The organism is Agrobacterium sp. GD03872 (assembly GCF_029840625.1).
In the GTDB taxonomy this organism is placed as follows: domain Bacteria; phylum Pseudomonadota; class Alphaproteobacteria; order Rhizobiales; family Rhizobiaceae; genus Agrobacterium; species Agrobacterium fabrum_A.
This window is the reverse complement of sequence record NZ_JAOCCY010000001.1, coordinates 591875-612707: the sequence shown is the minus strand read 5'-3', so window position 1 is coordinate 612707 and position 20833 is coordinate 591875. Positions and strand designations below refer to the sequence as shown.

Sequence of the window (20833 nt, the reverse complement as noted above, 5' to 3'; positions counted from 1 at the left end):
GCCGCCGTAGCGGGCGCGCGTGCTCACACGCCCTGCGCGGCTTCGGAAGGAGTCAATAACACACTTGAACAGCTATTCAAGTGTTAGTGGTAAAATTATGCTCTTCTCCAGGCGGATCAGTCGTCCGCATGATCCTCTGAAATATGCGTCGCCATATCCTGAAGAACATGGCTGACGTGCTGGTCGGCGATCGCGTAGAAGATCTGCTTGCCTTGGCGATCGCCCTTGACGAGACGCGCGCCGCGCAGCAGGCGTAGATGGTGGCTGACGAGGGTCACGGACAGGTCGAGCCGCTCGGCGATATCGCCCACCGAAATGGGCGCCGGTACACAGCTCAGCAGGATCTTCAACCGTGAGGGATCGCCGAGCAGGCGAAACGTTTCCGCGAGGATCGTGATCTCGTTCTGCGAGAGTGAAGGGAGCAGGAGGTGACCTTCAACCTCCATATGCTCGGGGGTCGCACGATCGTCTGGCTTCGTGGCGTTTGTCTTCTTGAGAGCAGTCATCTGCGTGCTTTACCTGAGTTCGGGACGGAACCTGCCGGCATTTGATCGCCAAGAGCTGTCCGTGTTTGATTGGTCTCGCCCAGTTTACCGGATGGGCGCGCAATCACAATGCGAAACACGGTCGCTGTCGATCGGCGGGACAGTTGGCGCAGTCCTTCTCTGCCCCTGCGTCATATCTCGAATTTTCCTTTTCCGCGCACGAACAGTCTTGACCTTACAAGCGCTGGAAGCCGCACGCTGACGACAATCCTGCCAAATCCGCCTGCGGTTGGGCGGCCTGGCGGCGGGGCAACCGTGTCGAATTCAGAGAAAGGCAAGACCGATGACGGAGAGCAGCAAACCCCAGATTCTCATCTACACCACACCGACCTGTCCGGACTGCCACGCGCTCAAACGCTGGCTCGACCAACAGGGCCTCGCCTACGAGGAACGCGACCTCACCGACCCGAAGATCGCCGAGGAGGCAAAGGCCCGGACCGGCGTCCGGGTCGCTCCGATCACCATCATCGGATCGGAAGTCTTCTACGGGACCTTCCCGAGCCAGAAGCCGGGCCTCGTCAAGGCGCTCGGTCTCGCCGGGAGCCTGTGAGGAGACGCAGATGACGAGCAAGTTCGTTGATATCCGGCAAGCGCGGACCAGCCTTGAGGTCCAAGAGGACCAAACCATCCTCGACGCCGCGCTCGCCGTCGGCATTCCCTATCCTCACGGTTGCCGTTCCGGCCGCTGCGGCTCCTGCAAGTCCCGCCTGATCGAGGGCGAGGTGGAATTGCTCCAGCACTCGCGCTTCGCGCTCACCGAGGAAGAGAAGGCCGATGGCCTGATCCTCGCATGCCGCGCTATGCCGCAAACGGATGCGGCCGTCGCTTGGCTGGGCAGCGATGACGACGATTCCGTGGAGACGCCGCGACGCCTGGACGCGATTGTCACCGGCCTCGACGATCTCACGCACGATATCAAGCTGGTGCGGATTGCACCCGCGGATGGTAGCCCGTTGCTGTTTACCGCCGGGCAGTATGCGCAGGTCGGCTTCGATGGAGCGCCGGCGCGCAGTTATTCGATGGCCAATCGTCACGGCGACGACAGCCTTGAATTCCACATTCGTCGCGTTCCGGGCGGCGTCACCTCGGAGCATGTGCATTTTGGGCTGAAGACTGGCGACAGGGTGGCGCTCGAATTTCCGCTGGGCTCTTCCTACCTGCGCCAGCATCATTCCGGCCCGATTCTTTGCATCGCCGGGGGCTCCGGCCTGGCGCCGATCAAATCGATCGTCGAAACCGCTCTTGCGCACGGCATGAAGCAGCCGATCCATGTTTACTTCGGCGCACGCGGCGAGCGAGATCTCTATCTCGTGGAGCATTTCCAGGCCATGGCCGAGCGTCACTCCACTCTTGCCTTCTCGGCCGTGCTCTCGGAGGCAGAGTCAGCGCAGCACCGGCGCGGTTTCGTGACCCAGGCGGTGGCCGAGGATCTGGAGGATCTCGACGGCTGGAAAGCCTACGTCGCCGGGCCGCCGCCGATGGTCGATGCAGCGATGGAGGTCGCCTTCGGACGGGGACTGCGCAGGGAGGACATGCACGCTGACGTGTTCTTCACGCCTGACGATCAGGATGCGTGAGGACGCCAGCCAGCAAGAGGGCAAGTCGCGGGCGAAATGGGGGAGAGCAGCTCGCCAGAGCGGGCAAAGGAGACCGAGAGTTATGAGCAGCCATACCGGGCGCCGCCCGAAGCCGACCGTTGCAGAGCTTCTTTCCGATCCGATTGTCCGCGCTGTGATGTCGGCGGACGGAGTGGACGAGGCCCAACTGCGAGAGCTGCTTGATCGCGTTTCCCGAGAGCAGTCGATGTGCGCGCCCCCCCACGCGCACGAAGCTGTGAAGATAGTCGGGAGCGCTATCGAGCAAGCCTGCGCCGCGATCCCTCGCGGCGCAGGCGCCCTATCACGCTGATACGCTGAACTCGGTCATCATGCCAGTTTGAAGGTGCGGCATGTGGTGGCAATGCAGCATCCAGCGCGCCGCCTCGCCAGCATCGAGCGCCACCGTCACCATGCCCATCGGAGGAACATAGACGGTGTCGCGCCGCGCGCCTTCGAACCGCTTGCCGTTGATCTCCACGACCTGAAAAACGTGGCCGTGCAGGTGCATCGGATGGCCCATCATCGACATATTGTGGAACATGATCTCGACGCGCTCGCCAGTCGTTGCGACAATCGGCTTGTGCTCTCCCCAGACCTTGCCGTCGATGGTCCAGAGGTAGGGCTGCATTGAGCCGCCTAGCATGACCATCTGGGTGCGTTGCGCGGCACGCGGCGGCAGATTGTCCGTCGCCCGCAGCCTCTGCTCTTGCGAAAGCTCGATGTCGAATGCAGGCGTATCCGCGTCGCCGAGTGCGGGAACCTTCTGAATAGTCGCGCCCGGCGTTGCGAGGATCAGCCCGGTGCGCTCCTTTGCGCCCTCGCGCAACGCCAGCACAGGCCAGGCTCCATCTCCGGCAAGCTCCAGCTCAAGATCGAGACGCTGGCCCATGGCGACGCCGAACCGTTTGCCCTCAAGCGGTTGCACGGCATGGCCGTCGACAGCTACGAGGCGCGCCGAAAGCTCGCCGGTATCGATCCAGAAGACGGTGGCCGAAGCGCCGTTGATCACCCGAAGCTTTATCCGTCCGCCCTTCTCGACCCTGACGATCTGCGGATCGGACAAGGTGCGGTCGTTGGTGAGGTAGGCGTCCCAATCGTAGTCGTTCAGGTCCACGGCCATGCCCTGCATCGAGGACATATCCATCTTCATGCCGGAATGGTCCATCGACGCGCCGGGATCGGATTGGCCTCCCATCGCGCTCATATCATGGCCGCCACCATGTCCGCCGGTGATCTCCTGCATGACCTCTTCGGGCGTCTTGAACGAGAAATCATGAAGGAACATCACGACCTCCTGGCGGTCGGCCTTCACGTCTTCGGCGCTGCGCACGATCAAGGCCGCGGCGAGAAGGTTCATTTCTTGAAGCGGGATATGCGCGTGCATCCAGTAGGTGCCGGGAAGCGGCTCATAGTCATAGGAGCGCGTTTCTCCGGGTTGCAGCATCGGGCGCGGCACGTCCGGAACGCCGTCCTGCTCGTTGGGCGGGATCTGGCCGTGCCAATGGATCAGGGTCGGCACATCGAGACGATTGGCCAGGTCGACGCGAAAGCGTTGTCCGGGGTCGAGAACCAATCCTTGCCCGCTCGACCCTTCAAGGCCGAAGACTGTGGCGGCGCGCCCGTCGACGTCCAGCACGCGCGTTGCAGCGCTGAGGGCCATCGCGCTTTGGGCGTTGGCGAAGCGCGGTAGAGCTGCTGCGGATAGCGTGGCAGCGCCTGCGGCGAGAAAGCTGCGGCGTGAGATAAGCTTCATTTTCGGTCTCCTGGGAGGACTATGCTCCCTCTGAATTCAGATCGGCGTGCGACTAGGCAGGCCACTTGCGTTCAGCAAGACCGTCGTTGGGAGGGCGTTCGTTGCGTGCGGGGCCGATGCCGGCGAGGTCCGGCATCTCGGTAATGCTCCAGATCGCTGCGGTAGGAGCGGTGGCATTTGTCGGCGCCTTAGGCGCAAGCCAGTGCGTCATGCCTGAGCATAGGGCATAACAGAAGGCATTGTTTCCGTTGCAGATTCGATGTTCCTGGCACGGCACGGCAGCGGTATCCGCGGCCGGATGCTGCGATCCGTGTTCCGAAATCATTACGTGGGAGTTACTGGCCATGCGAGCACCGAGCGCCGGAACGGTCAACGCCACGCTGGCGAAGGAAAGGAGCATGAGCAGAGCGATGAACAGCCGTTGCATCGCCGTCAAAACGCCGTGCAAGACAACATCATCCGCACCCTCGGCTTGCGTTCATCCAGGGTGGTCCGCTCCCACCCGCTCGCCGCGTCCGCCGCCGAGCGTCTTTTTTGGTGACACACCACGGCGGTTCCAGGCGACACTGGTTACTTGCCTCGGTCGGCGAGCCACTTCTTCATCATGGCGATCTCGCCCTCCTGGGCCTTGACCACCTCTTCGGCGAGTTTGCGGACCTCGGGGTCCTTGCCGTACTGGAGCACGACCTTCGCCATGTCGATCGCGCCCTGATGGTGCGGGATCATACCGCGCATAAAGTCCACGTCGGCGTCGCCGGTATAGGGCACCATCATGTCCTTCATCATGGCATCCATGGCGGTCTCGTATGCCTTCGTCGACGGCGTGTCCGATCCTGGCGTCTGCATGCCTGACATGTCGTGACCTTGCATCGTGTTGTTGTCCGTTTTCATTTGGGTTTGAGCGAATGCCAGGCCGCCGGCGATAGCGATGGCCCCTGCGATGAAGATCGGAGTGAGCTTGTTCATGGTCTCGCTCCCGTTCAGTTTGAGGTCGCCGGATAGCCGGCTTCTTCCAGAACCTGCAAGATCGCGGACGGCGTGGCGGTCGTCTCGACCTTGACGGCGCGCGCGGCGGGATTCGTCTCGATCTTGGCTGCGGAGTCCACCGACTGGATCGCCTTGGTGACGGACTTGGCGCAACCGCCGCAGGTCATGTTTTCAATTTTGAGGTCCATGAGACTTCTCCTTGTTTTGATCTCATGTCGCCCAAGGTGGTGCTTCCAACCGTGGTAAGGTCAAGGGCCAAAAAAAAGAAAATGCGCTATTGACCTTCCCATGGTTGGAAGCCTCATTTTCCGTCCGAACGTGAATTTCGGAACGAGAAAAGGAGGCGGCTATGAATGCCCCCGTTCGAGCTGCGGACACCAGGAACGCGGCAATTTCCCTGTCAATAGAAGGCATGACCTGCGCCTCCTGCGTCGGTCGTGTCGAACGAGCCCTCAAGGCCGTCCCCGGCGTTGCCGATGCGGTCGTCAACCTGGCGACCGAAAAGGCAAGCATCACGACGAATGCTCCCGTCGATCGCGCTACGCTCGTCAAGGCCATCGAGGATGTCGGCTATGAGGTTTCGGAGAGCCCTGCCGCACAAGCGGCCGCCTCGCTTGAAGTCGCGATCGAGGGCATGACCTGCGCCTCCTGCGTGGGTCGTGTCGAGAAGGCCCTGAAGGCCGTGCCGGGCGTCACCAGCGCCGTCGTCAACCTCGCGACCGAGAAGGCCACGATCCAGGGAACCGCAGACACGGCAGCCGTGATTGCGGCCATCGAGAATGCGGGCTACGACGCCAAGGTCATCTCGGCGGCAACCGGATCGAGCCAGGCCGAGACGAATGACCGCGCAGAGAAGAAGGAAGCCGAACGCCGCGAGCTGACCCGCGACTTCACCATCGCGGCGGTGCTGACCGCTCCGGTCTTCCTTTTGGAAATGGGCTCGCACCTCATTCCGGGCGTGCATGGCGTGATCGAATCCACCATCGGCATGACGAACAGTTGGTATCTCCAGTTCGTGCTGACGACGCTGGTGCTGTTCGTGCCGGGCATCCGCTTCTATGACAAGGGGCTTCCCGCCCTCTGGCGTCTGGCGCCGGACATGAACTCGCTGGTGGCAGTCGGCTCGCTCGCGGCTTACGGCTATTCGCTGGTCGCGACCTTCGCGCCGGGCTTCCTGCCCGCAGGGACGATCAACGTCTATTATGAAGCCGCCGCGGTCATCGTCACGCTGATCCTGCTCGGCCGGCTGCTCGAAGCCCGCGCCAAGGGGCGTACCTCGGAAGCGATCAAGCGTCTGGTCGGCCTTCAGGCCAAGACGGCGCGCGTCCGCCGTGACGGCAAGACGGTCGATCTTCCGATCGACTCCGTGCTGTCGGGTGACATCGTGGAGGTCCGTCCCGGCGACCGTATCCCGGTCGATGGCGAGGTCATCGAGGGCGAAAGCTATGTCGATGAATCCATGATCACCGGCGAACCGATCCCGGTTTCCAAGACGAATCGTAGCGAGGTCGTCGCCGGCACCGTGAACCAGAAGGGCGCCTTCGCGATCCGCGCCACGGCGGTCGGCGGCAACACCGTGCTGTCGCAGATCATCCGCATGGTTGAGGAAGCACAAGGCTCGAAGCTGCCGATCCAAGCGCTGGTCGACAAGGTGACGATGTATTTCGTGCCGGCTGTCTTCGCCGTCGCGGCTCTGACCTTCGCGGCATGGCTCTATTTCGGGCCGTCGCCGGCGCTCACCTTCGCGCTGGTCAATGCGGTCGCCGTGCTGATCATCGCCTGCCCCTGCGCCATGGGTCTGGCTACGCCGACCTCGATCATGGTCGGCACCGGCCGGGGCGCGGAGCTGGGCGTACTCTTCCGCAAGGGTGAAGCGCTGCAACTGCTGAAGGACGCCAGGGTCGTGGCCGTCGACAAGACCGGCACGCTGACCGAGGGCAAGCCCGCCCTGACCGACCTCGAACTGGCCGCCGGCTTTGACCGTGCGACCGTGCTGGGTCTAATCGCGGCCGTCGAAGCCAAGTCAGAACACCCGATCGCCCGCGCCATCGTGGAAGCGGCCGAGGCGGAAGGCATCGCGCTTCCCGCCGTGTCTGGTTTCGAATCGGTAACCGGCTTCGGCGTGAAGGCCGTGGTCGACGGCAAGCGTATCGAGATCGGCGCGGACCGCTACATGGTCGAGCTTGGCCATGACGTGGCGGGCTTCGCCGTCGTGGCCGAACGGCTCGGCAACGAGGGCAAGTCGCCGCTCTATGCCGCGATCGAGGGCAGGCTCGCGACGATCATTGCCGTGGCCGACCCGATCAAGGCGACGACGCCGGCCGCGATCAAGGCGCTGCACGATCTCGGGCTGAAAGTCGCGATGATCACCGGCGACAACCGGCGGACGGCCAAGGCCATCGCCGCGCGTCTCGGCATCGACGAGGTGGTGGCGGAAGTGCTGCCGGACGGCAAGGTCGAGGCGATCCGTCGCCTCAAGGCCGAGCACGGTAAGGTCGCCTTCGTCGGCGACGGCATCAACGACGCTCCGGCGCTCGCCGAGGCGGATGTGGGCCTCGCCATCGGCACCGGCACGGATATCGCCATCGAGGCGGCGGACGTGGTGCTGATGTCGGGCAGCCTGACCGGGGTGCCGAACGCCATCGCACTGTCGAAGGCGACGATCGGAAACATCCGGCAGAACCTGTTCTGGGCCTTCGCCTACAACACGGCCCTGATCCCGGTCGCCGCCGGCGCGCTCTATCCGGCCTACGGCATCCTGCTGTCGCCGGTCTTCGCCGCCGGCGCCATGGCCCTGTCGAGCGTCTTCGTGCTCGGCAATGCGTTGCGGCTCAAGACCTTCAAGGTCCCAACCTAATGAACCGAAGCAGCCGACCCTATATTCGGGGTCGGCTGTCGTACCTTACGGGAGAAAACGCATGAATATCGGACAAGCTTCGAAAGCGTCCGGCGTCTCGGCCAAGATGATCCGCTACTACGAACATACCGGCCTCATTCCGGCCGCCGATCGGACGTCTTCCGGCTATCGCGACTATTCGGACACGGACGTTCACATGCTGCGCTTCATCCGGCGCGCGCGTGATCTCGGCTTCTCGGTGGCCGAGATCGGCGATCTCCTCGGCCTCTGGCGCGACGAGTCGCGGCAGAGCGCGGAGGTCAAGCGTCTGGCGCAGGGCCACATCGACGCGCTGGAGAAGAAGATCGCGGACTTGCAGGACATGGCGCACACGCTCACGATGCTGGTGAAAGCCTGCACGGGCGACCATCGCCCGCATTGCCCGATCCTCCAGCGTCTGGAAACCGATCAGGACGATGAGGACCTCACGGTCCAGCCGCGCAGCGGTGCGATTACTCGTTCCGTGCAGTAGAGTAACACTCGGCCCGTTCGCCTAACCGAAGCGGCCTGATGTTTTCGTCCCTGCCAGATATGGCGGGGACTTGTCGTTTCAGGCTTGGGGTTTGCGCGCCGCCTGCCAGAGCAGCGGCACGAGGATCAAGGCGACCGGCGGAAACAACAGCCAGTTGATCGCCGCCCAGCCCGAGTTGTGCAGGACGCTGCCAGCCAGAAACGATACGGCGGCGGTCGTGCCGAAGACCATGAAGTCGTTCGCGCCCTGCGCCTTGGCGCGCTCGCCCGGCGTATGGCAGTCCGTGACCATAGCCGTCGCGCCGATGAAGCTGAAATTCCAGCCGAGCCCCATGATGGCGAGAGATCCCCAGAAATTGATCAGCTCAAGCCCGGCCAGTGCGACCACGGCCGAGACGGCGATGAGCAGCATCCCCGCAGCGGTGACCCGCTCCTTGCCGAAGCGTGTCATGAGACGGCCGGTGACGAAACTTGGCGCGAACATCGCCAGTAGATGCCACTGGATTCCGAGTGCTGCACTGTTGACCGAATGGCCGGTGTTGACCATCGCGATCGGAGCCGCCGTCATGACGAAAGCCATGAGGCCGTAGGAGACGACGCCGGCTGCGACGGCGAGCATGTAGCGGGGCATCATCAGGATCTGAATCAGGGAACGGCCGGAGCTTTCGGACTCGGATTGCGAACCAGATTGCGGCGCGCGTAGCATCAACAGAATCGGGATGGACAACAGCGGAAGCGCCGCCTGGCTGAGAAAGCTGCCGACATAGGGCGTGCCGGGGAAGGAATCGCGTGTCCAGATGACGAGCTGGGGACCGATGACAGCCGCGATCAGTCCGCCGACCATCACCCAGGAGATTGCGCGTGCCTTCAACGCGCCTTCGGCAGCGTCGGCGGCGGCGAAGCGATAGCTTTGAACGTAGGAGCCGTAGAGACCGGCGGTAAAGCAGCCAACGCAGAACAGCAGAAACGATGCCACAAAGATACCAAGTGCTGCGATGAGACCCGCCGCGAGGCCGAAGAAGGCGCCGAACAAGTAACCGCTCCGGCGTCCCCAAGCGCGCATGACGAACGCGGCGGGCAGCGTGCCGATCGCCAGGCCGACGCCGAACAGGCTGACCGGCAGCGTCACCCATGCGGGGTTGTCGGCGAGCTGCTGGCCGACCAGGCCGCCGAGCGACATGACGATTGGCGCGCTCGATCCGCCGAGCGCCTGAGCGGCGGTCAGCACGGTGATGTTGCGCCGGACAGTTGCAGTATCGTCCATGGGAACTCCCACAATTATTTGCTTCGACGTTGACATGCCGGCAAAACTTTTGGGTTTTGCGGGAACGAAACCTTTCCTGAAACGTATATATACCCATACCGGGTAGGGGTAGCTGGATGTGCAATAAAAACTCGAAGCAGATCATTGCGTCACTCAACCGGATCGCCGGCCAGGTTCGCGGCGTCGGTCAGATGGTGGAGGACGAGCGATACTGCATCGACATTCTCAACCAGATCCACGCGGTCAAGGCCGCCCTCTCGAAGGTGGAGAACCAGGTGCTGCGATCGCATGCCGCCTGCTGCGTCGAGGAGGCGATCGCCTCGGGCGATGGCGACCTGCAAAGAGCAAAGTTCAACGAGCTGGTCGAGGTGTTCGCAAAGGCGAAACTATAGATCGAAGGGATCAGACAATGGCGACCCATGCTGCCAAACGCGCCGAACTTCATCGAATGGTGATGGAAAACCATACGTGTCCCTACGGGCTGAAGGCGCTCGATCTCCTCAAGCGCGAAGGCTACGAGGTCGATGATCACCATCTGACGACTCGCGCCGAGACGGATGCTTTCAAAGCAAAGCACAATGTTCAGTCAACGCCACAGACCTTCATAGGCGGCAAGCGGATCGGCGGCTACGATGATCTCGTCCGGTTCTTCGGCGGCAAGGTCAAGGACAAGGACACCGTCACCTACAAGCCGGTGATCGCGCTGTTCGCGATGGCAGCGCTGATGGCATTGGCCGCGAGCTGGGCGGCGTTCGGCAACCTCGCGACGGTCCAGGCGGCCGAATGGTTCATCGCCATCGCGATGTGTCTTCTTGCCCTTCAGAAGCTGAAGGACGTGGAAGGCTTCGCGACCATGTTCCTGAACTACGACCTTCTGGCGCAGCGGTGGGTCCGATATGCCTACATCTATCCCTTCGCGGAGGCGCTCGCCGGCGTCCTGATGATGGCTGGCGCCCTGATGTGGGTGTCGATCCCCGTCGCGCTGTTCATCGGCGGCATCGGCGCGGTCTCAGTGTTCAAGGCGGTCTATATCGACAAGCGCGAGCTGAAATGCGCCTGCGTCGGAGGCGACAGCAACGTGCCGCTCGGCTTCGTGTCGCTCACCGAGAACCTCATGATGATCGGCATGGCGGTCTGGATGATCTTCAAGCCGATGGGCATTGGACACTGACAACCGCGAAAGGACGATCAAATGGCGAGCGACCACACATCTCATGGCGGGCATTCGAGGGGCTCCCATGGCCGTCCCTATCTGATGTTCTGGATCAACATGATCCTCTGCCTCATTGTGATGTATGTCGTGATGTTTTCGATGATCGACGGCTGGGGCGACTTCCGGAATAATCTGAACATGCTTTACATGGCGATAACCATGTGGGCGCCGATGGGCATCTTCATGCTGGCGACAATGCCGGGCATGTTCCCGAACCGGAGCGCGAATATCGCCCTTTACGTCGTCTTCGCGCTGCTGACCGCCGGTTCCTTCTGGGCGACGCGGAGCCAGACCCTGATCGATGATCGCCAGTTCATCGATTCGATGATCCCGCACCATTCCGGCGCGATCCTGATGTGCCGCGAGGCGAAGCTTGCCGACTCGGAACTGAAAACGCTGTGCGACGAAATCATGGCAGCTCAGCGTGAGGAGATCGACAAGATGACGAGCATTCGAAATCGTCTCTAGTGTAGCGGCGGCGATAAAGACTCTACATCACGCACGCCGTCGCCGCCGCCAGAACCAGATATCGCCCGAGCTTGGCGACGCCAACTAGGAGGAGAAAGACGGGTAGCGGCTCCTTCATGATCCCGGCCGCGAGGGTTAGCGGATCGCCGATGACCGGCATCCAGCTTAGCAGCAACGACCATTTCCCATAGCGGCGATACCAACGCCGCGCCCGCTGGAGACCGGCTTCCGACACCGGGAACCAGCGCCGGTTACGGAAACACTCGACGCCGCGCCGATGATCCAGTTGACGACCGAGCCGGCCACGTTGCCAAGGCTCGCTGCGGCGACCAATGCCCAGGCCGCGAAAGAATCGGCCAGCAGCAGCCCGATCAGCGCGGCTTCCGACTGCATCGGCAGCAGGGTGGCAGCAAAGAAGGCGGTGAGGAACAGGCCCAAGCAGGCCGCCAGTGTGCTCAAGCACCGGCCCCGCGATCGCGCGGCGAAGCCGGCCATCTTGTATGATGGCGGTCGATGACGAAGGCATGGCGGTGCCGATATCCGCCATCGGCGGCAGCCGCATCGGACAGATGCGGATGGCTCGCCTCGAGCGTGTCATGCATATGGTCGAGTTCGTCGGGATCGGCCGCGGGCCAGAGGACCGCAGCGGCCGATACGGCGGCGGCGGCCAGCAGCCCCAGCGCAACGAAGGTGATCGGGAGGCCAAACGCGGCGCCCAGGCGCTCCGCGAAGGTCGCTGCGATAGGGGCCACCCCCACATAGGCGACCATCTTGATGGCGAGCGCCGTTCCCAGCACCGCATCCGCATCGGGACCGGCGAGATCATAGGCCAATAGCCCCAGCGCGATCGTGGCAAGCCCTGTTCCGATAAGCGCGATAACCTGTGCCAGGAAGAGGTGGCGATAGGTGCGGTTTCCAAGAACCTGCAACATAGGAACCTCACAAGTACTTGGTTATTTCCTTGAATTCGTCGATCGAACGACGATCGTCCTTAACAAGCGGCCCGACCACGTCGTCGAGACAGTGGTCGAGGTGGTTCTGAATCAGCGTCCGCTTGGCTTGTGCGATGGCCTTTTCGACCGCGTGAAGCTGCTGCGCGATATCGAGGCATGGCCGACCAGCTTCGATCATCTCGACGATCCCGCGCAAATGGCCGTCCGCACGCTTGAGGCGCATTGTGATCGCGGCGTGGGATCTGTGGGCATCGGATTGTTCGCTCATCCAGATATCCTATCCCCCTGGAGAGGATATTGTAACGAGCCTGCCGCCGGCGTCGCCTCAACCCCATGATCGTCGATAAGCCGTCGGCGTCGTCCCGAGCCAGCGCTTGAACATGGCGGTGAGAGAAGCCTGCCTTTCAAATCCCAGCGACGACGCCACCGTGCCGATCTCGTAGCCTTGGACCATCTTTCAGACGCCGCCGTCGCATGGTGGCTGGCTACTTTCTCGTTGCCACGCCAGCGGCGAAGATGCCCAACAGGGTAAGAAGCGCGATGCCGAGCGTAACATAGCGTGCGGAATCCACCGCAGATTCCCCGCCTGCCGCCATCAGCGTGCCAGCGAGTGCGGAAGTGATCGAGAAAGCAATAAGCTGTGTGATGGTGATCGCAGCAGCAGCCTTGCCTCCTTCGGCGGGATCATGTGTGCTGCTCATCGCTGCAACACCGAGCAGCGGCCACGCCAGTCCGATGCCGACGCCGGCAAGCGCGAGGACAGCCGCCCAAATCAGCACCATCCCGATATCGGCACCGAACACTTGTAGAAGTCCATAAGCGATCAGCCCAGCCGTCAACAGCAGTGGGCCGACGCGGATGGCGCGGCGGCGGCCGCTCTCACTCTTGACCGAAACAATGAAGAGCTGGGCGATGACCCATGCCAGCGAAAGAACTGCGCCAAGGAAACCGGCGATCAGCGGCGAAAGGCCCGCCAGTTGCTGACCAAACAGGGGGATGAAGTTCTCCACCATCACGCCCGCGCTCAGGGCAGCGACCGTGAGATAGACCCATTTCAGGGAGTTGCCACGCCGATAGGTGATGTGCGGAAGGATGGTCTCTTTTGCTCGCCGCTCCACGACGACGAAGAGCCAGAGCAGCACGATGCCAATTCCGACCATTGCCAGCGTTGGCCAGCCTATCGGCACGATGGCGCTGAGGCTGATAGCGATGGTCGCAAGCACAAGCGGAATGAGGGAGGCGACGGGAACAGGTGAACGATGCCCCGATCCAGCCATGCGGCCGAACGCGCGTTGAGCGATGATTCCGAACAGCAGCGAAACGACCGCCAGCGCACCGTAGGACCAGCGCCAGAGGCCCAGTTCTGCGAACACGCCGCCAAGCGCCGGCCCGAACAGCGTCCCCAAGCCCCACATGGCCGACACGACGCCGGTTGCCCGCGCCCAATGGCGTTCGGGAAGTGCTGCACGAATTACCGCATAGCCGAGTCCTGCCAGCAAACCGCCGCCAAGTCCTTGCACGACGCGACCGACGATCAGCGGTTCCATCGTTGGGCTGGCGGCATTGGCCGCTGCGCCGAGAGCGAAGACGACGAACGCCGTAACATAGGCAAGCGCCGGCCCCTTCCAGTCGAGAATGCGGCTGACGAACAGCGAGGCTACGATTGCCGAGATAACGAACGCAGTCGTCACCCACGCATAATATTGCTGCCCGCCAATATCCGCGACGATGGAGGGCATCAGTGCGGCGGTGAAATAGAGGTTCATGGCATAGAGCAGCACGCCGCTTGCCATGACCAGAACAATGGCGAGGTGGCGGCCGGACAGAAGATCGGACCATCCGTCCAGATGCGCCGCAGGCGCATTTGCGGGATCGGCCGAACCGGCCGGGGTTGGTGAGCTATTCATCGGGGATTCTCCGAAAGGGGGAAGTTCAGTTGGCTGCGCGCCGGACGGCCAAGGACAGCCCCAACACGACTAGCGAGACGAGCAGGACAATGCTGGGAGCGACCGCATGGCCGTAATCAGCGTTCAGCAGTGTCGTGAGGGAAGCAGCGGCCATCACGAGCGCGCCAAGGCCGGCTCCATAGGGCCGCGAGCCAGCGCGGATCAGCATCAGCCCAGCCGCCAGTTCGAGAATGGCGGTGATGTAGTGGAACCAGTCGGGGTAACCCCAAGCCACATAGGCCGCCGCATTTTCCTCTGAGATGAAGATGTTGCCGTAAGCGCCGAAGAGAAAGAAAGCTGCCAGCAGCCAAGCCAGGCTGGTCGCTATGATCGGAAGGGGTCTGTTCATGTGGCCTCGCATCTTGGAAATCGGACCGGCTGAGGCAGCATAGGACTGGACCAACCAGCCGTTCCGACATAGATTGAATGCTCACTCTAGTTATGATCGACGTGTGGTCAAGCTATATTAGAGCGATCATTCTATGTTTATGGAGGCCCCATGGTCCGCAAGCGCGTTCCCGAGCAGCATGAAGGCAGAAGGCAGGAGATTCTCGCAGCGGCGCATAGGTGCTTCCTGCGCCATGGTCTGCAGGGCGCGTCGATTTCGATGATCTGCAAAGAAGCGGCGATGAGCCCCGGCCACCTCTATCACTACTTCCCCAGCAAGGACGCTATCATTGAGCAGATGGCGGATGATTACCTTGCCAGTCTCCACAGCCATTTCAGCGGCCACCCCGAGGACGAACAGACGGCGACTGTTCTGCTATCGGAATTGTGGAGCATGAAGGGGTGGGACGATCTCGGTCATTGCCGCATTCTGTTCGAGTTGCTGGCAGAAGCGGGGCGTAACGAAAGAATCAGGGCCATCCTCAAACAGAACACTGATGGTGTTCGAACATTGCTGGCAGAAGCGCTGACCGCAGGTCAGGCGCGTGGCGAAGTCGATTCCGGCCTTGACCCTAAGCACACCAGCGCGGTTCTGGTGGCGGTCCTTGATGCCGCGCCGATGCTGCCGTTGATGACAGCGGACCTTGACTTCGAGGAGAGCCGCAAACTGGTCACGACAATGGTTGGCCGATTTCTGAAGCCTCAACAATGAAGCGGATTATGAAAATGGGGGATGGCGGCCGGTCGAAGCATTGGTGCCAGTCGCGCCAAAAACTTCCCTTTGATGTCGCGGATCGCGTCAAGTCATGACAGATGTTTCACAGCTAACCTCGCCCGACTTGTCCGGGTTGCAAGCATTTCTGGCGCTGTGTCTCTATACAGCCGTAACATCGGTCACGCCCGGACCGAACAACATGATGGTGCTGGCATCCGGTGTTAATTTCGGCATTCGGCGGACATTGCCACATATTGCGGGCATCAGCATTGGTTTCGCCGCGATGATCGTCATCATGGGGATGGGCCTTGGAGTGATTTTCGAGGCGTATCCCATGCTCAACACCATCCTGCGATGGGTTGGCGGCGCCTATCTTCTGTATCTGGCATGGAAGATCGCCGGGGCCGCAGCACCGGAGAATGCAGAAAGATCGGCTGCCAGACCCTTGGGCTTCATTGGCGCTGCTGCGTTCCAATGGGTCAACCCCAAGGCATGGGTCATGGCGCTCGGTGCCGTCGCCACCTATCTTCCGGGCTCTCCCTCGTTGTCGTCCGTCGCCGCAGCTGCACTGCTGATGGCAGCGATCAACGCACCCTGCGTCGGCATCTGGGCGGCGTTCGGTGTTGGCCTCCGCCGGCTTCTTACGGAGCCTGCGAAGCTGCGCGCCTTCAATCTCACCATGGCAGCGCTGCTGGTTGTCTCGCTCTATCCAATCTTTGTGACGTAGAGCCAGCTGCTGTTCGCTAAATCGGCATCGAAACACTCCGCAGCGCCAGTCGGAACGGATGACGATCCCGGCTACGCTTCATTCCTCGAATTCAAGATAATCACGTTAAATGCGGATGGAATCTGATGGCAAATACTGAACACATGATCGTCGTAACCGGTGGCCCCGGTTCCGGCAAAAGCAGTCTGATCGATGCCATGGCCCAGCGCGGCTTCCGCACCATGCCCGAGGCCGGCAGGGCGATCATTCGAGACCAGATCAGGATCGGCGGTAAAGCTTTGCCTTGGGCGGATCGCGCACTCTTCGCCGAACTCATGTTGGGCTGGGAACTGCGTTCTTATCAGGAGGCACTTGCAAGTGACGCGCTTGTCTTGATGGACCGTGGTATGCCGGATGTTGTTGGTTATCTCACACTCTGCGGCCTGCCTGTGCCTGCTCATTTCGAGACGGCGGCCAAAACCTACCCTTACAACAAGCGGGTTTTTCTCGCCCCGTATTGGGATGCCATCTTCACGCAAGACACTGAGCGCAAACAGGACAGGCAAGAGGCCGAGGCGACCGGTATGGTCATGGCTGAGACTTATGGCAGGCTTGGCTATCAGATAGTCGAGCTGCCGCTGGTGGGAATCGAGCAGCGGGCCGACTTCGTTGCTGAAAATTTGAGAGCTTAGAGCGAAGTGACAGTCCTCATCCAATTGGCGCTAACTCATCCAGCAACTTCCGAGGCCGCGCCGGTTTCGCGCTCCGTCAAGACGCGATCGATCAAACCCCATTCCAACGCTTCTTCCACCGTCATGAAGCGGTCGCGGTCCATGGCTTGTTCGAACTCTTCATAACTGCGTTTGCAATGCTCCGCGTAGAGCCGGGTCATGCGCTGCTTGGTTTTCAGGATCTCCTCGGCATGGATCAGCATATCCGACGCCTGCCCTTGGAATCCGCCTGATGGTTGGTGAATCAGGATGCTGGCGTTCGGCAATGCCGCGCGTTCGCCGGGTTCGCCGGCCATCAGCAGGAATGACCCCATCGAGCGGGCCGTCCCCATACAAAGAGTATGCACCGGAGCGCGGATGTATCGCATGGTGTCATACATGGCGAGCCCGCTGGTAACGACGCCACCGGGAGAATTGATGTATAGCTGAATTGGCTTCTTGGGATTCTCGGCTTCCAGAAACAGTAGCTGCGCGCAGACGAGCGCGGAAACGGTGTCGTTGACCTCACCGTTCAGGAAAATGATCCTCTCGCGCAGAAGGCGGGAATAGATGTCGAAAGAGCGTTCGCCACGGCTGGATTGCTCGATGACCATAGGGACGAGTTGCATCGCTTCGCGCATAGGCGAACTCCTGTCTTCTAGATTTTGATGTGTTGTTTGAGGTGCTATGCTGCGAGCATAAGCACGGGCCAATTGTTGTTCGCGGCAGGGGGTGTTCGCCGAACGGATCGGGCGTCCACAAGATGATGGATGATCCTCAACCTCGTGCCGCCATAGACATTGGGACCGACTTGGAACGTCACAATGCTTTCGAGGAAAGGCGATTCTTCTTCGCGCATCCGATAGCGGACTTCCTCTCCCGGTTCTGCCGAGATCGGGACAGCATCGGCCAAGTCTTTTTCAGGCAGCCATTTTTCTCGAAGCTCTGGAATACTAATCGCCCGCCAAACCATTTCAGGGGGAGCGTCGATTTCATATTCCACGACGAGATTATCCTTGGGCTTCTTTGCCTCCGTGTCGCTCATTGGTCCATGTCCCTTAGTAAGCTCTTCAAAGCGTCAATTCTCGCAGGCCAATAGGCCCGATACTTCGCCAGCCATTCCGCGATGAGTGCCAGCCCCTCTGGATCGACCTCATAGTTCACAAAGCGGCCCTGACGTTCTTCCCGCACCAGCTTGGCGTTGCGCAGGACAGAGAGATGTTGCGACATCGCCGGCTGACTAATTTCCATACCCTGCCGCAGTGTGACGGCGTTCATGCTGCCGGACGCCAGCTTCTCGAAAATCGCGCGGCGTGTCGGATCGGCCAGAGCTTTGAATATGTCGTTCGGGATCATAATAATAGATAAGCGCACACTTATCTGATTCGCAAGGGCGAACCATCATCACAACATAATCCCTCGTTGCCGCCCTAGCTGCCACGACACCGATCCGCCCTGAACGACGCCCATAACCTCGCGACCGAGCTGTCGGTCTATGACCGGCCGCCATGGGACCAAGGTAAACTCGTGGGACTGCTCGACCACGGCGAACTTGCCGCTCGATAGCTGCACGGTGCCGGTGAATTTGCCGCTGATGTTCTCGCCGTCCGTGGCGGCACGGAAAGGCAGGCCCTTGCTCTCGGCCATCTCCCCGCCAACACGGGCAACCTCGCGCTCGCGCAGGGTGGCGAGAAGGCTGCTCCGGTAGAAGATGCGGCCATTCCGTGCTCGGGTAGCGTCGCCTTGCTCGATATGATGCTCGCGGCGCTGGTCCATGGCCTCGCGCACCTGCTGGCCGAAACCGGCCGGCGCAATATCGGCGGTTTCGCTGTGGATCAATCGCCGGTCCAGCCACGTCGCGCCGTCCGAATGTATCTGCCTTTCCAGATTGATGGGTGACAGGACGCGAACACTGGCCTGCCGGTCTCGGCCGGCATCGTAGTCGGCGGCGCGGCTAACCAGATCATTGGGGATGCGCCATTGGTCGGCGTCGATGCGCTCGACGATCCCGGCGCGGCGCAATGCCTCCAGCCGACGAACATGGGCATCGACATAGCCCTCATAGTCGCCACCGGGAACGCGGCCCTCGAATTTCGCCTGTTCCAGGGTCGATAGATGCCGTCCTCGGCGATGGCGGTGATGGTGCGGTCGGACGGCCGGGCTGTCGCCTCGGCCGGGCCGATCTGGATGACGCCGCGGATACGGGCTTCCGTTGACGACCCTGATGCAAACGCTGGCGGTCGATTCAATTGCCCACCGGAGATGACAGCGTCATTGTTGAGGCAGGCCATCGAATAAGGATTGAGAAAACTATATGGCCAAATGGCCTGCCTGGACGCTTTGAGAGAAAGATCACCATCAGCCCGGTTGAGCTTGGTGACGCACAGTAGCCATCCTGAACATCATACGGACCTCGGCTTCCGGATCGTCTCGAACCCATAGCAATGCGTGAGGGAACGAACGCTGGATGAAACGCCGAGGCGGATGCGACTAACGCTCGTTTAGAGTGCTATAGCGTAAACGTAGTTGTCATCTTCACCCGGTGCAGCGCTCCGCCTTCCTCATCGGCCAGAGTTTCAAGACGGCCACCGAAGAAGTCGATGCAATTTGCGGCCCCTCTCATCGTCGAGAATCCTTCGTTCAGCGCGGCTCCGATGCTTTGTTTGCCGCGTCGCAACTCTGTCATCGTTTTCCGTGCTCACGACGATCAGGAGTGTTGAACGCTGGCGTCGCGTTCGGCGACGCCTTCTCGTTCCTCACGGACATGGGAGAGCATATCGAGCAGGACGTCGCCCACATGCTGATCGGAGATTTCGTAGAACATCTGCTTCGAATGTCGGACCCGCGTTACCAGCCGCGCGCCGCGAAGCAGTCGCAGGTGGTGGCTGACGAGCGACTGCGACAGCTCAAGCGTTTCGGAGATATCGGTGACCGACTTCGGGCCTTCCTCGCAATGGAGGAGAATCCTTAGCCTGCTGGGGTCACCCAGCAGGCGGAATGTTTCGGATAGGAAGTTCAACTCCTGGGTCGAAAGGGGATCTGCCTTGTTCAACGGTTTTCCTTTCCAGCTTTCCGAGTGAACCCATGAAGAGTGGACGGTCAGTGCGAATGCCCTGCGTGGGACACAGCCGCCTTGCTCGGCTCCTCCAGGGTGCAACTGGCCACGCCGTCCCAGTCGATCCCGATCGTCGGGTGCTCGATCTTGAACTGCGTCTTCAGCTCGTGGTCGACTTGCTGCATGACGGTGCGCACATCGACGCCTTCCATCGGCTGCACCTGAAGGGTTGCCAGCACACGGCCGGAAGTCAGCGACCAGACATGGACGTGGTGGACGCTCTGGATGCCGGGAACGGTCTTTCGAAGATGCTCGGAGATCTTCTCCGCGCCGGCGTTGTCGGGCGCACCTTCGAGCAGGATATGCAGCGTGTTCCTGAGCAGGCTCCAGGCGCTGCGCAGGATCAGCAGCGACACGAACACCGACAGGATGGGATCGATCGGGGTCCAGCCAGTGTACCAGATGACGATGGCGGCAATGATCGCGCCGACCGAGCCGAGCAGATCGCCCATGACATGCAGCACGGCGCCCTTGACATTGACGTGATCGGAGTCGCCGCGCGTCAGATACCAGAGGACGAAGAGGTTCACGAGCATGCCGATGATGGCGACGACGAACATCGAACCGGCCATGACCGGCTGCGGCTCTTGGAAGCGCTCGATGGCCTCGTAGACGATCCAGGCGACGATGCCGAACAGGGTAAGGGCGTTGATGAGGCCCGCAATCACCTCGAAGCGGGCATAGCCGAAGGTGCGCTGGCTGTCGGCGACGCGGCGGCCGAGGCGGAAGGCAACGTAGGCGAGACCGAGCGCGATGGCGTCGGTCAGCATATGTCCCGCATCGGCAAGCAGCGCGAGCGAACCGGAGATCACACCGCCGACTGCCTCGACGACCATGAAGATGAAGATGATGAAGAAGGAAATGAGGATCTTGCGCTCGTTTTCCTTCGTTACGGTCGGTACGTGTGAGTGATCATGATCGTGGCCGTGGTGGTCGCTGTGGGAGTGAGAGTGGTCTGCCATAGGTCGGTCCAGTGGTTGCGTTCAGTCTAAACACTTGAATACATGTTCAAGTGTTTATTGTCAACCGGCCCGCGTAAGAAATTTGAAAGCTATTCGAAGGCACCGCAAAATCACGTAAATTTCCCGACAAGTGGGCTTGACCTT

At 61.3% G+C, this 20833-nt stretch carries 25 protein-coding genes and 2 pseudogenes; 10 read left to right on the top strand and 17 right to left on the bottom strand.

The window, feature by feature from the left end; genetic code table 11:
* Positions 1-116: 116 nt before the first annotated feature.
* Positions 117-446, bottom strand: coding sequence for a metalloregulator ArsR/SmtB family transcription factor (locus N5D22_RS03020; protein ID WP_003500195.1), 330 nt, complete (start codon positions 444-446; stop codon positions 117-119).
* A 382-nt stretch (positions 447-828) separates the two neighbouring features.
* On the opposite strand from N5D22_RS03020, the gene N5D22_RS03015 reads away from it, so the two are divergent.
* Both N5D22_RS03015 and N5D22_RS03010 read left to right on the top strand, forming a co-directional pair.
* Complete coding sequence (locus tag N5D22_RS03015) at positions 829-1095, top strand: glutaredoxin family protein (RefSeq protein ID WP_003500194.1); 267 nt, start codon at positions 829-831, stop codon at positions 1093-1095.
* A 10-nt stretch (positions 1096-1105) separates the two neighbouring features.
* The gene (locus N5D22_RS03010; protein WP_003500193.1) at positions 1106-2122 is read left to right on the top strand and encodes a 2Fe-2S iron-sulfur cluster-binding protein; all 1017 of its coding nucleotides are present in this window, start codon (positions 1106-1108) and stop codon (positions 2120-2122) included.
* A 322-nt stretch (positions 2123-2444) separates the two neighbouring features.
* On the opposite strand, the gene N5D22_RS03005 is transcribed toward N5D22_RS03010, so the two are convergent.
* The 4 genes from N5D22_RS03005 to N5D22_RS02990 form a co-directional block, all read right to left on the bottom strand.
* The gene (locus tag N5D22_RS03005; RefSeq protein ID WP_003500192.1) at positions 2445-3896 is read right to left on the bottom strand and encodes a multicopper oxidase family protein; all 1452 of its coding nucleotides are present in this window, start codon (positions 3894-3896) and stop codon (positions 2445-2447) included.
* A 52-nt stretch (positions 3897-3948) separates the two neighbouring features.
* Positions 3949-4344, bottom strand: a complete 396-nt coding sequence (locus tag N5D22_RS03000; RefSeq protein WP_035243490.1) for a hypothetical protein — start codon at positions 4342-4344, stop codon at positions 3949-3951.
* 122 nt (positions 4345-4466) lie between these two features.
* Positions 4467-4787: a DUF305 domain-containing protein gene (locus N5D22_RS02995; RefSeq protein WP_234825347.1), complete on the bottom strand. Its 321-nt coding sequence runs from the start codon at positions 4785-4787 to the stop codon at positions 4467-4469.
* 89 nt (positions 4788-4876) lie between these two features.
* The gene (locus N5D22_RS02990; RefSeq protein WP_003500190.1) at positions 4877-5071 is read right to left on the bottom strand and encodes a heavy-metal-associated domain-containing protein; all 195 of its coding nucleotides are present in this window, start codon (positions 5069-5071) and stop codon (positions 4877-4879) included.
* A 161-nt stretch (positions 5072-5232) separates the two neighbouring features.
* On the opposite strand from N5D22_RS02990, the gene N5D22_RS02985 reads away from it, so the two are divergent.
* Positions 5233-7740: a heavy metal translocating P-type ATPase gene (locus N5D22_RS02985; RefSeq protein WP_024899654.1), complete on the top strand. Its 2508-nt coding sequence runs from the start codon at positions 5233-5235 to the stop codon at positions 7738-7740.
* 61 nt (positions 7741-7801) lie between these two features.
* Positions 7802-8251 (top strand): Cu(I)-responsive transcriptional regulator, encoded by a 450-nt coding sequence (gene cueR / locus N5D22_RS02980; RefSeq protein WP_003500188.1) that lies wholly within the window; start codon positions 7802-7804, stop codon positions 8249-8251.
* Between the two features lie 78 nt (positions 8252-8329).
* Here cueR and N5D22_RS02975 read toward each other — a convergent pair whose 3' ends face one another.
* A complete protein-coding gene (locus tag N5D22_RS02975) occupies positions 8330-9514 on the bottom strand; it encodes an MFS transporter (protein ID WP_024899653.1) in 1185 nt (394 codons plus the stop codon).
* Between the two features lie 116 nt (positions 9515-9630).
* Here N5D22_RS02975 and N5D22_RS02970 point away from each other — a divergent pair, with 116 nt between their 5' ends.
* From N5D22_RS02970 to N5D22_RS02960, 3 genes are read left to right on the top strand one after another with little or no spacing between them, the layout of a single operon-like run.
* Entirely contained in the window at positions 9631-9906 is a 276-nt protein-coding gene (locus N5D22_RS02970) for a metal-sensitive transcriptional regulator (RefSeq protein WP_003500186.1), read from the top strand.
* 17 nt (positions 9907-9923) lie between these two features.
* Positions 9924-10685 (top strand): glutaredoxin family protein, encoded by a 762-nt coding sequence (locus N5D22_RS02965; RefSeq protein WP_003500183.1) that lies wholly within the window; start codon positions 9924-9926, stop codon positions 10683-10685.
* Between the two features lie 21 nt (positions 10686-10706).
* The gene (locus tag N5D22_RS02960) at positions 10707-11195 is read left to right on the top strand and encodes a DUF305 domain-containing protein (RefSeq protein ID WP_024899651.1); all 489 of its coding nucleotides are present in this window, start codon (positions 10707-10709) and stop codon (positions 11193-11195) included.
* Positions 11196-11217: 22 nt separating this feature from the next.
* Here N5D22_RS02960 and N5D22_RS02955 read toward each other — a convergent pair.
* The 5 genes and pseudogenes from N5D22_RS02955 to N5D22_RS02935 form a co-directional block, all read right to left on the bottom strand.
* Positions 11218-11654, bottom strand: a pseudogene (locus N5D22_RS02955) (YqaA family protein).
* 257 nt (positions 11655-11911) lie between these two features.
* A pseudogene (locus tag N5D22_RS02950) lies at positions 11912-12127 on the bottom strand (MFS transporter); the annotation flags it as partial.
* Between the two features lie 7 nt (positions 12128-12134).
* Positions 12135-12416 (bottom strand): metal-sensing transcriptional repressor, encoded by a 282-nt coding sequence (locus N5D22_RS02945; RefSeq protein WP_024899650.1) that lies wholly within the window; start codon positions 12414-12416, stop codon positions 12135-12137.
* 217 nt (positions 12417-12633) lie between these two features.
* Positions 12634-14055, bottom strand: coding sequence for an MFS transporter (locus N5D22_RS02940; RefSeq protein WP_003500174.1), 1422 nt, complete (start codon positions 14053-14055; stop codon positions 12634-12636).
* Between the two features lie 25 nt (positions 14056-14080).
* Entirely contained in the window at positions 14081-14443 is a 363-nt protein-coding gene (locus N5D22_RS02935) for a DoxX family protein (protein WP_003500172.1), read from the bottom strand.
* A gap of 150 nt (positions 14444-14593) precedes the next feature.
* Here N5D22_RS02935 and N5D22_RS02930 point away from each other — a divergent pair, with 150 nt between their 5' ends.
* From N5D22_RS02930 to N5D22_RS02920, 3 genes are all read left to right on the top strand, one after another.
* Positions 14594-15193 (top strand): TetR/AcrR family transcriptional regulator, encoded by a 600-nt coding sequence (locus N5D22_RS02930; protein WP_003500170.1) that lies wholly within the window; start codon positions 14594-14596, stop codon positions 15191-15193.
* A 94-nt stretch (positions 15194-15287) separates the two neighbouring features.
* A complete protein-coding gene (locus tag N5D22_RS02925; RefSeq protein ID WP_024899649.1) occupies positions 15288-15923 on the top strand; it encodes a LysE family translocator in 636 nt (211 codons plus the stop codon).
* Between the two features lie 125 nt (positions 15924-16048).
* Entirely contained in the window at positions 16049-16594 is a 546-nt protein-coding gene (locus N5D22_RS02920; protein ID WP_024899648.1) for an AAA family ATPase, read from the top strand.
* Between the two features lie 35 nt (positions 16595-16629).
* On the opposite strand, the gene N5D22_RS02915 is transcribed toward N5D22_RS02920, so the two are convergent.
* From N5D22_RS02915 to N5D22_RS02890, 6 genes are all read right to left on the bottom strand, one after another.
* Complete coding sequence (locus N5D22_RS02915) at positions 16630-17253, bottom strand: ATP-dependent Clp protease proteolytic subunit (protein WP_024899647.1); 624 nt, start codon at positions 17251-17253, stop codon at positions 16630-16632.
* A gap of 44 nt (positions 17254-17297) precedes the next feature.
* Positions 17298-17657: an SRPBCC domain-containing protein gene (locus tag N5D22_RS02910; protein WP_024899646.1), complete on the bottom strand. Its 360-nt coding sequence runs from the start codon at positions 17655-17657 to the stop codon at positions 17298-17300.
* Complete coding sequence (locus tag N5D22_RS02905; protein WP_003500156.1) at positions 17654-17968, bottom strand: metalloregulator ArsR/SmtB family transcription factor; 315 nt, start codon at positions 17966-17968, stop codon at positions 17654-17656. The genes N5D22_RS02910 and N5D22_RS02905 overlap by 4 nt, the downstream gene beginning before the upstream one ends.
* A 48-nt stretch (positions 17969-18016) precedes the next feature.
* Entirely contained in the window at positions 18017-18718 is a 702-nt protein-coding gene (locus N5D22_RS02900; RefSeq protein ID WP_035243487.1) for a DUF3363 domain-containing protein, read from the bottom strand.
* A gap of 601 nt (positions 18719-19319) precedes the next feature.
* Positions 19320-19664 carry a metalloregulator ArsR/SmtB family transcription factor gene (locus tag N5D22_RS02895; RefSeq protein WP_035243485.1) on the bottom strand — a complete coding sequence of 115 codons (345 nt, stop codon included), beginning with the start codon at positions 19662-19664 and terminating at the stop codon, positions 19320-19322.
* A gap of 47 nt (positions 19665-19711) precedes the next feature.
* Positions 19712-20689 carry a cation diffusion facilitator family transporter gene (locus tag N5D22_RS02890; RefSeq protein ID WP_024899644.1) on the bottom strand — a complete coding sequence of 326 codons (978 nt, stop codon included), beginning with the start codon at positions 20687-20689 and terminating at the stop codon, positions 19712-19714.
* Positions 20690-20833 lie beyond the last annotated feature (144 nt).

What these genes read in the sequence shown, in the direction of transcription:
- N5D22_RS03020 (WP_003500195.1), bottom strand. Translation starts at nt 446, where the DNA reads ATGGAGGTTGAAGGTCACCTCCTGCTCCCTTCACTCTCGCAGAACGAG.
- N5D22_RS03015 (WP_003500194.1), top strand. Translation starts at nt 829, where the DNA reads ATGACGGAGAGCAGCAAACCCCAGATTCTCATCTACACCACACCGACC.
- N5D22_RS03010 (WP_003500193.1), top strand. Translation starts at nt 1,106, where the DNA reads ATGACGAGCAAGTTCGTTGATATCCGGCAAGCGCGGACCAGCCTTGAG.
- N5D22_RS03005 (WP_003500192.1), bottom strand. Translation starts at nt 3,896, where the DNA reads ATGAAGCTTATCTCACGCCGCAGCTTTCTCGCCGCAGGCGCTGCCACG.
- N5D22_RS02995 (WP_234825347.1), bottom strand. Translation starts at nt 4,787, where the DNA reads ATGAAAACGGACAACAACACGATGCAAGGTCACGACATGTCAGGCATG.
- N5D22_RS02990 (WP_003500190.1), bottom strand. Translation starts at nt 5,071, where the DNA reads ATGGACCTCAAAATTGAAAACATGACCTGCGGCGGTTGCGCCAAGTCC.
- N5D22_RS02985 (WP_024899654.1), top strand. Translation starts at nt 5,233, where the DNA reads ATGAATGCCCCCGTTCGAGCTGCGGACACCAGGAACGCGGCAATTTCC.
- cueR (WP_003500188.1), top strand. Translation starts at nt 7,802, where the DNA reads ATGAATATCGGACAAGCTTCGAAAGCGTCCGGCGTCTCGGCCAAGATG.
- N5D22_RS02975 (WP_024899653.1), bottom strand. Translation starts at nt 9,514, where the DNA reads ATGGACGATACTGCAACTGTCCGGCGCAACATCACCGTGCTGACCGCC.
- N5D22_RS02970 (WP_003500186.1), top strand. Translation starts at nt 9,631, where the DNA reads ATGTGCAATAAAAACTCGAAGCAGATCATTGCGTCACTCAACCGGATC.
- N5D22_RS02965 (WP_003500183.1), top strand. Translation starts at nt 9,924, where the DNA reads ATGGCGACCCATGCTGCCAAACGCGCCGAACTTCATCGAATGGTGATG.
- N5D22_RS02960 (WP_024899651.1), top strand. Translation starts at nt 10,707, where the DNA reads ATGGCGAGCGACCACACATCTCATGGCGGGCATTCGAGGGGCTCCCAT.
- N5D22_RS02945 (WP_024899650.1), bottom strand. Translation starts at nt 12,416, where the DNA reads ATGAGCGAACAATCCGATGCCCACAGATCCCACGCCGCGATCACAATG.
- N5D22_RS02940 (WP_003500174.1), bottom strand. Translation starts at nt 14,055, where the DNA reads ATGAATAGCTCACCAACCCCGGCCGGTTCGGCCGATCCCGCAAATGCG.
- N5D22_RS02935 (WP_003500172.1), bottom strand. Translation starts at nt 14,443, where the DNA reads ATGAACAGACCCCTTCCGATCATAGCGACCAGCCTGGCTTGGCTGCTG.
- N5D22_RS02930 (WP_003500170.1), top strand. Translation starts at nt 14,594, where the DNA reads ATGGTCCGCAAGCGCGTTCCCGAGCAGCATGAAGGCAGAAGGCAGGAG.
- N5D22_RS02925 (WP_024899649.1), top strand. Translation starts at nt 15,288, where the DNA reads ATGACAGATGTTTCACAGCTAACCTCGCCCGACTTGTCCGGGTTGCAA.
- N5D22_RS02920 (WP_024899648.1), top strand. Translation starts at nt 16,049, where the DNA reads ATGGCAAATACTGAACACATGATCGTCGTAACCGGTGGCCCCGGTTCC.
- N5D22_RS02915 (WP_024899647.1), bottom strand. Translation starts at nt 17,253, where the DNA reads ATGCGCGAAGCGATGCAACTCGTCCCTATGGTCATCGAGCAATCCAGC.
- N5D22_RS02910 (WP_024899646.1), bottom strand. Translation starts at nt 17,657, where the DNA reads ATGAGCGACACGGAGGCAAAGAAGCCCAAGGATAATCTCGTCGTGGAA.
- N5D22_RS02905 (WP_003500156.1), bottom strand. Translation starts at nt 17,968, where the DNA reads ATGATCCCGAACGACATATTCAAAGCTCTGGCCGATCCGACACGCCGC.
- N5D22_RS02890 (WP_024899644.1), bottom strand. Translation starts at nt 20,689, where the DNA reads ATGGCAGACCACTCTCACTCCCACAGCGACCACCACGGCCACGATCAT.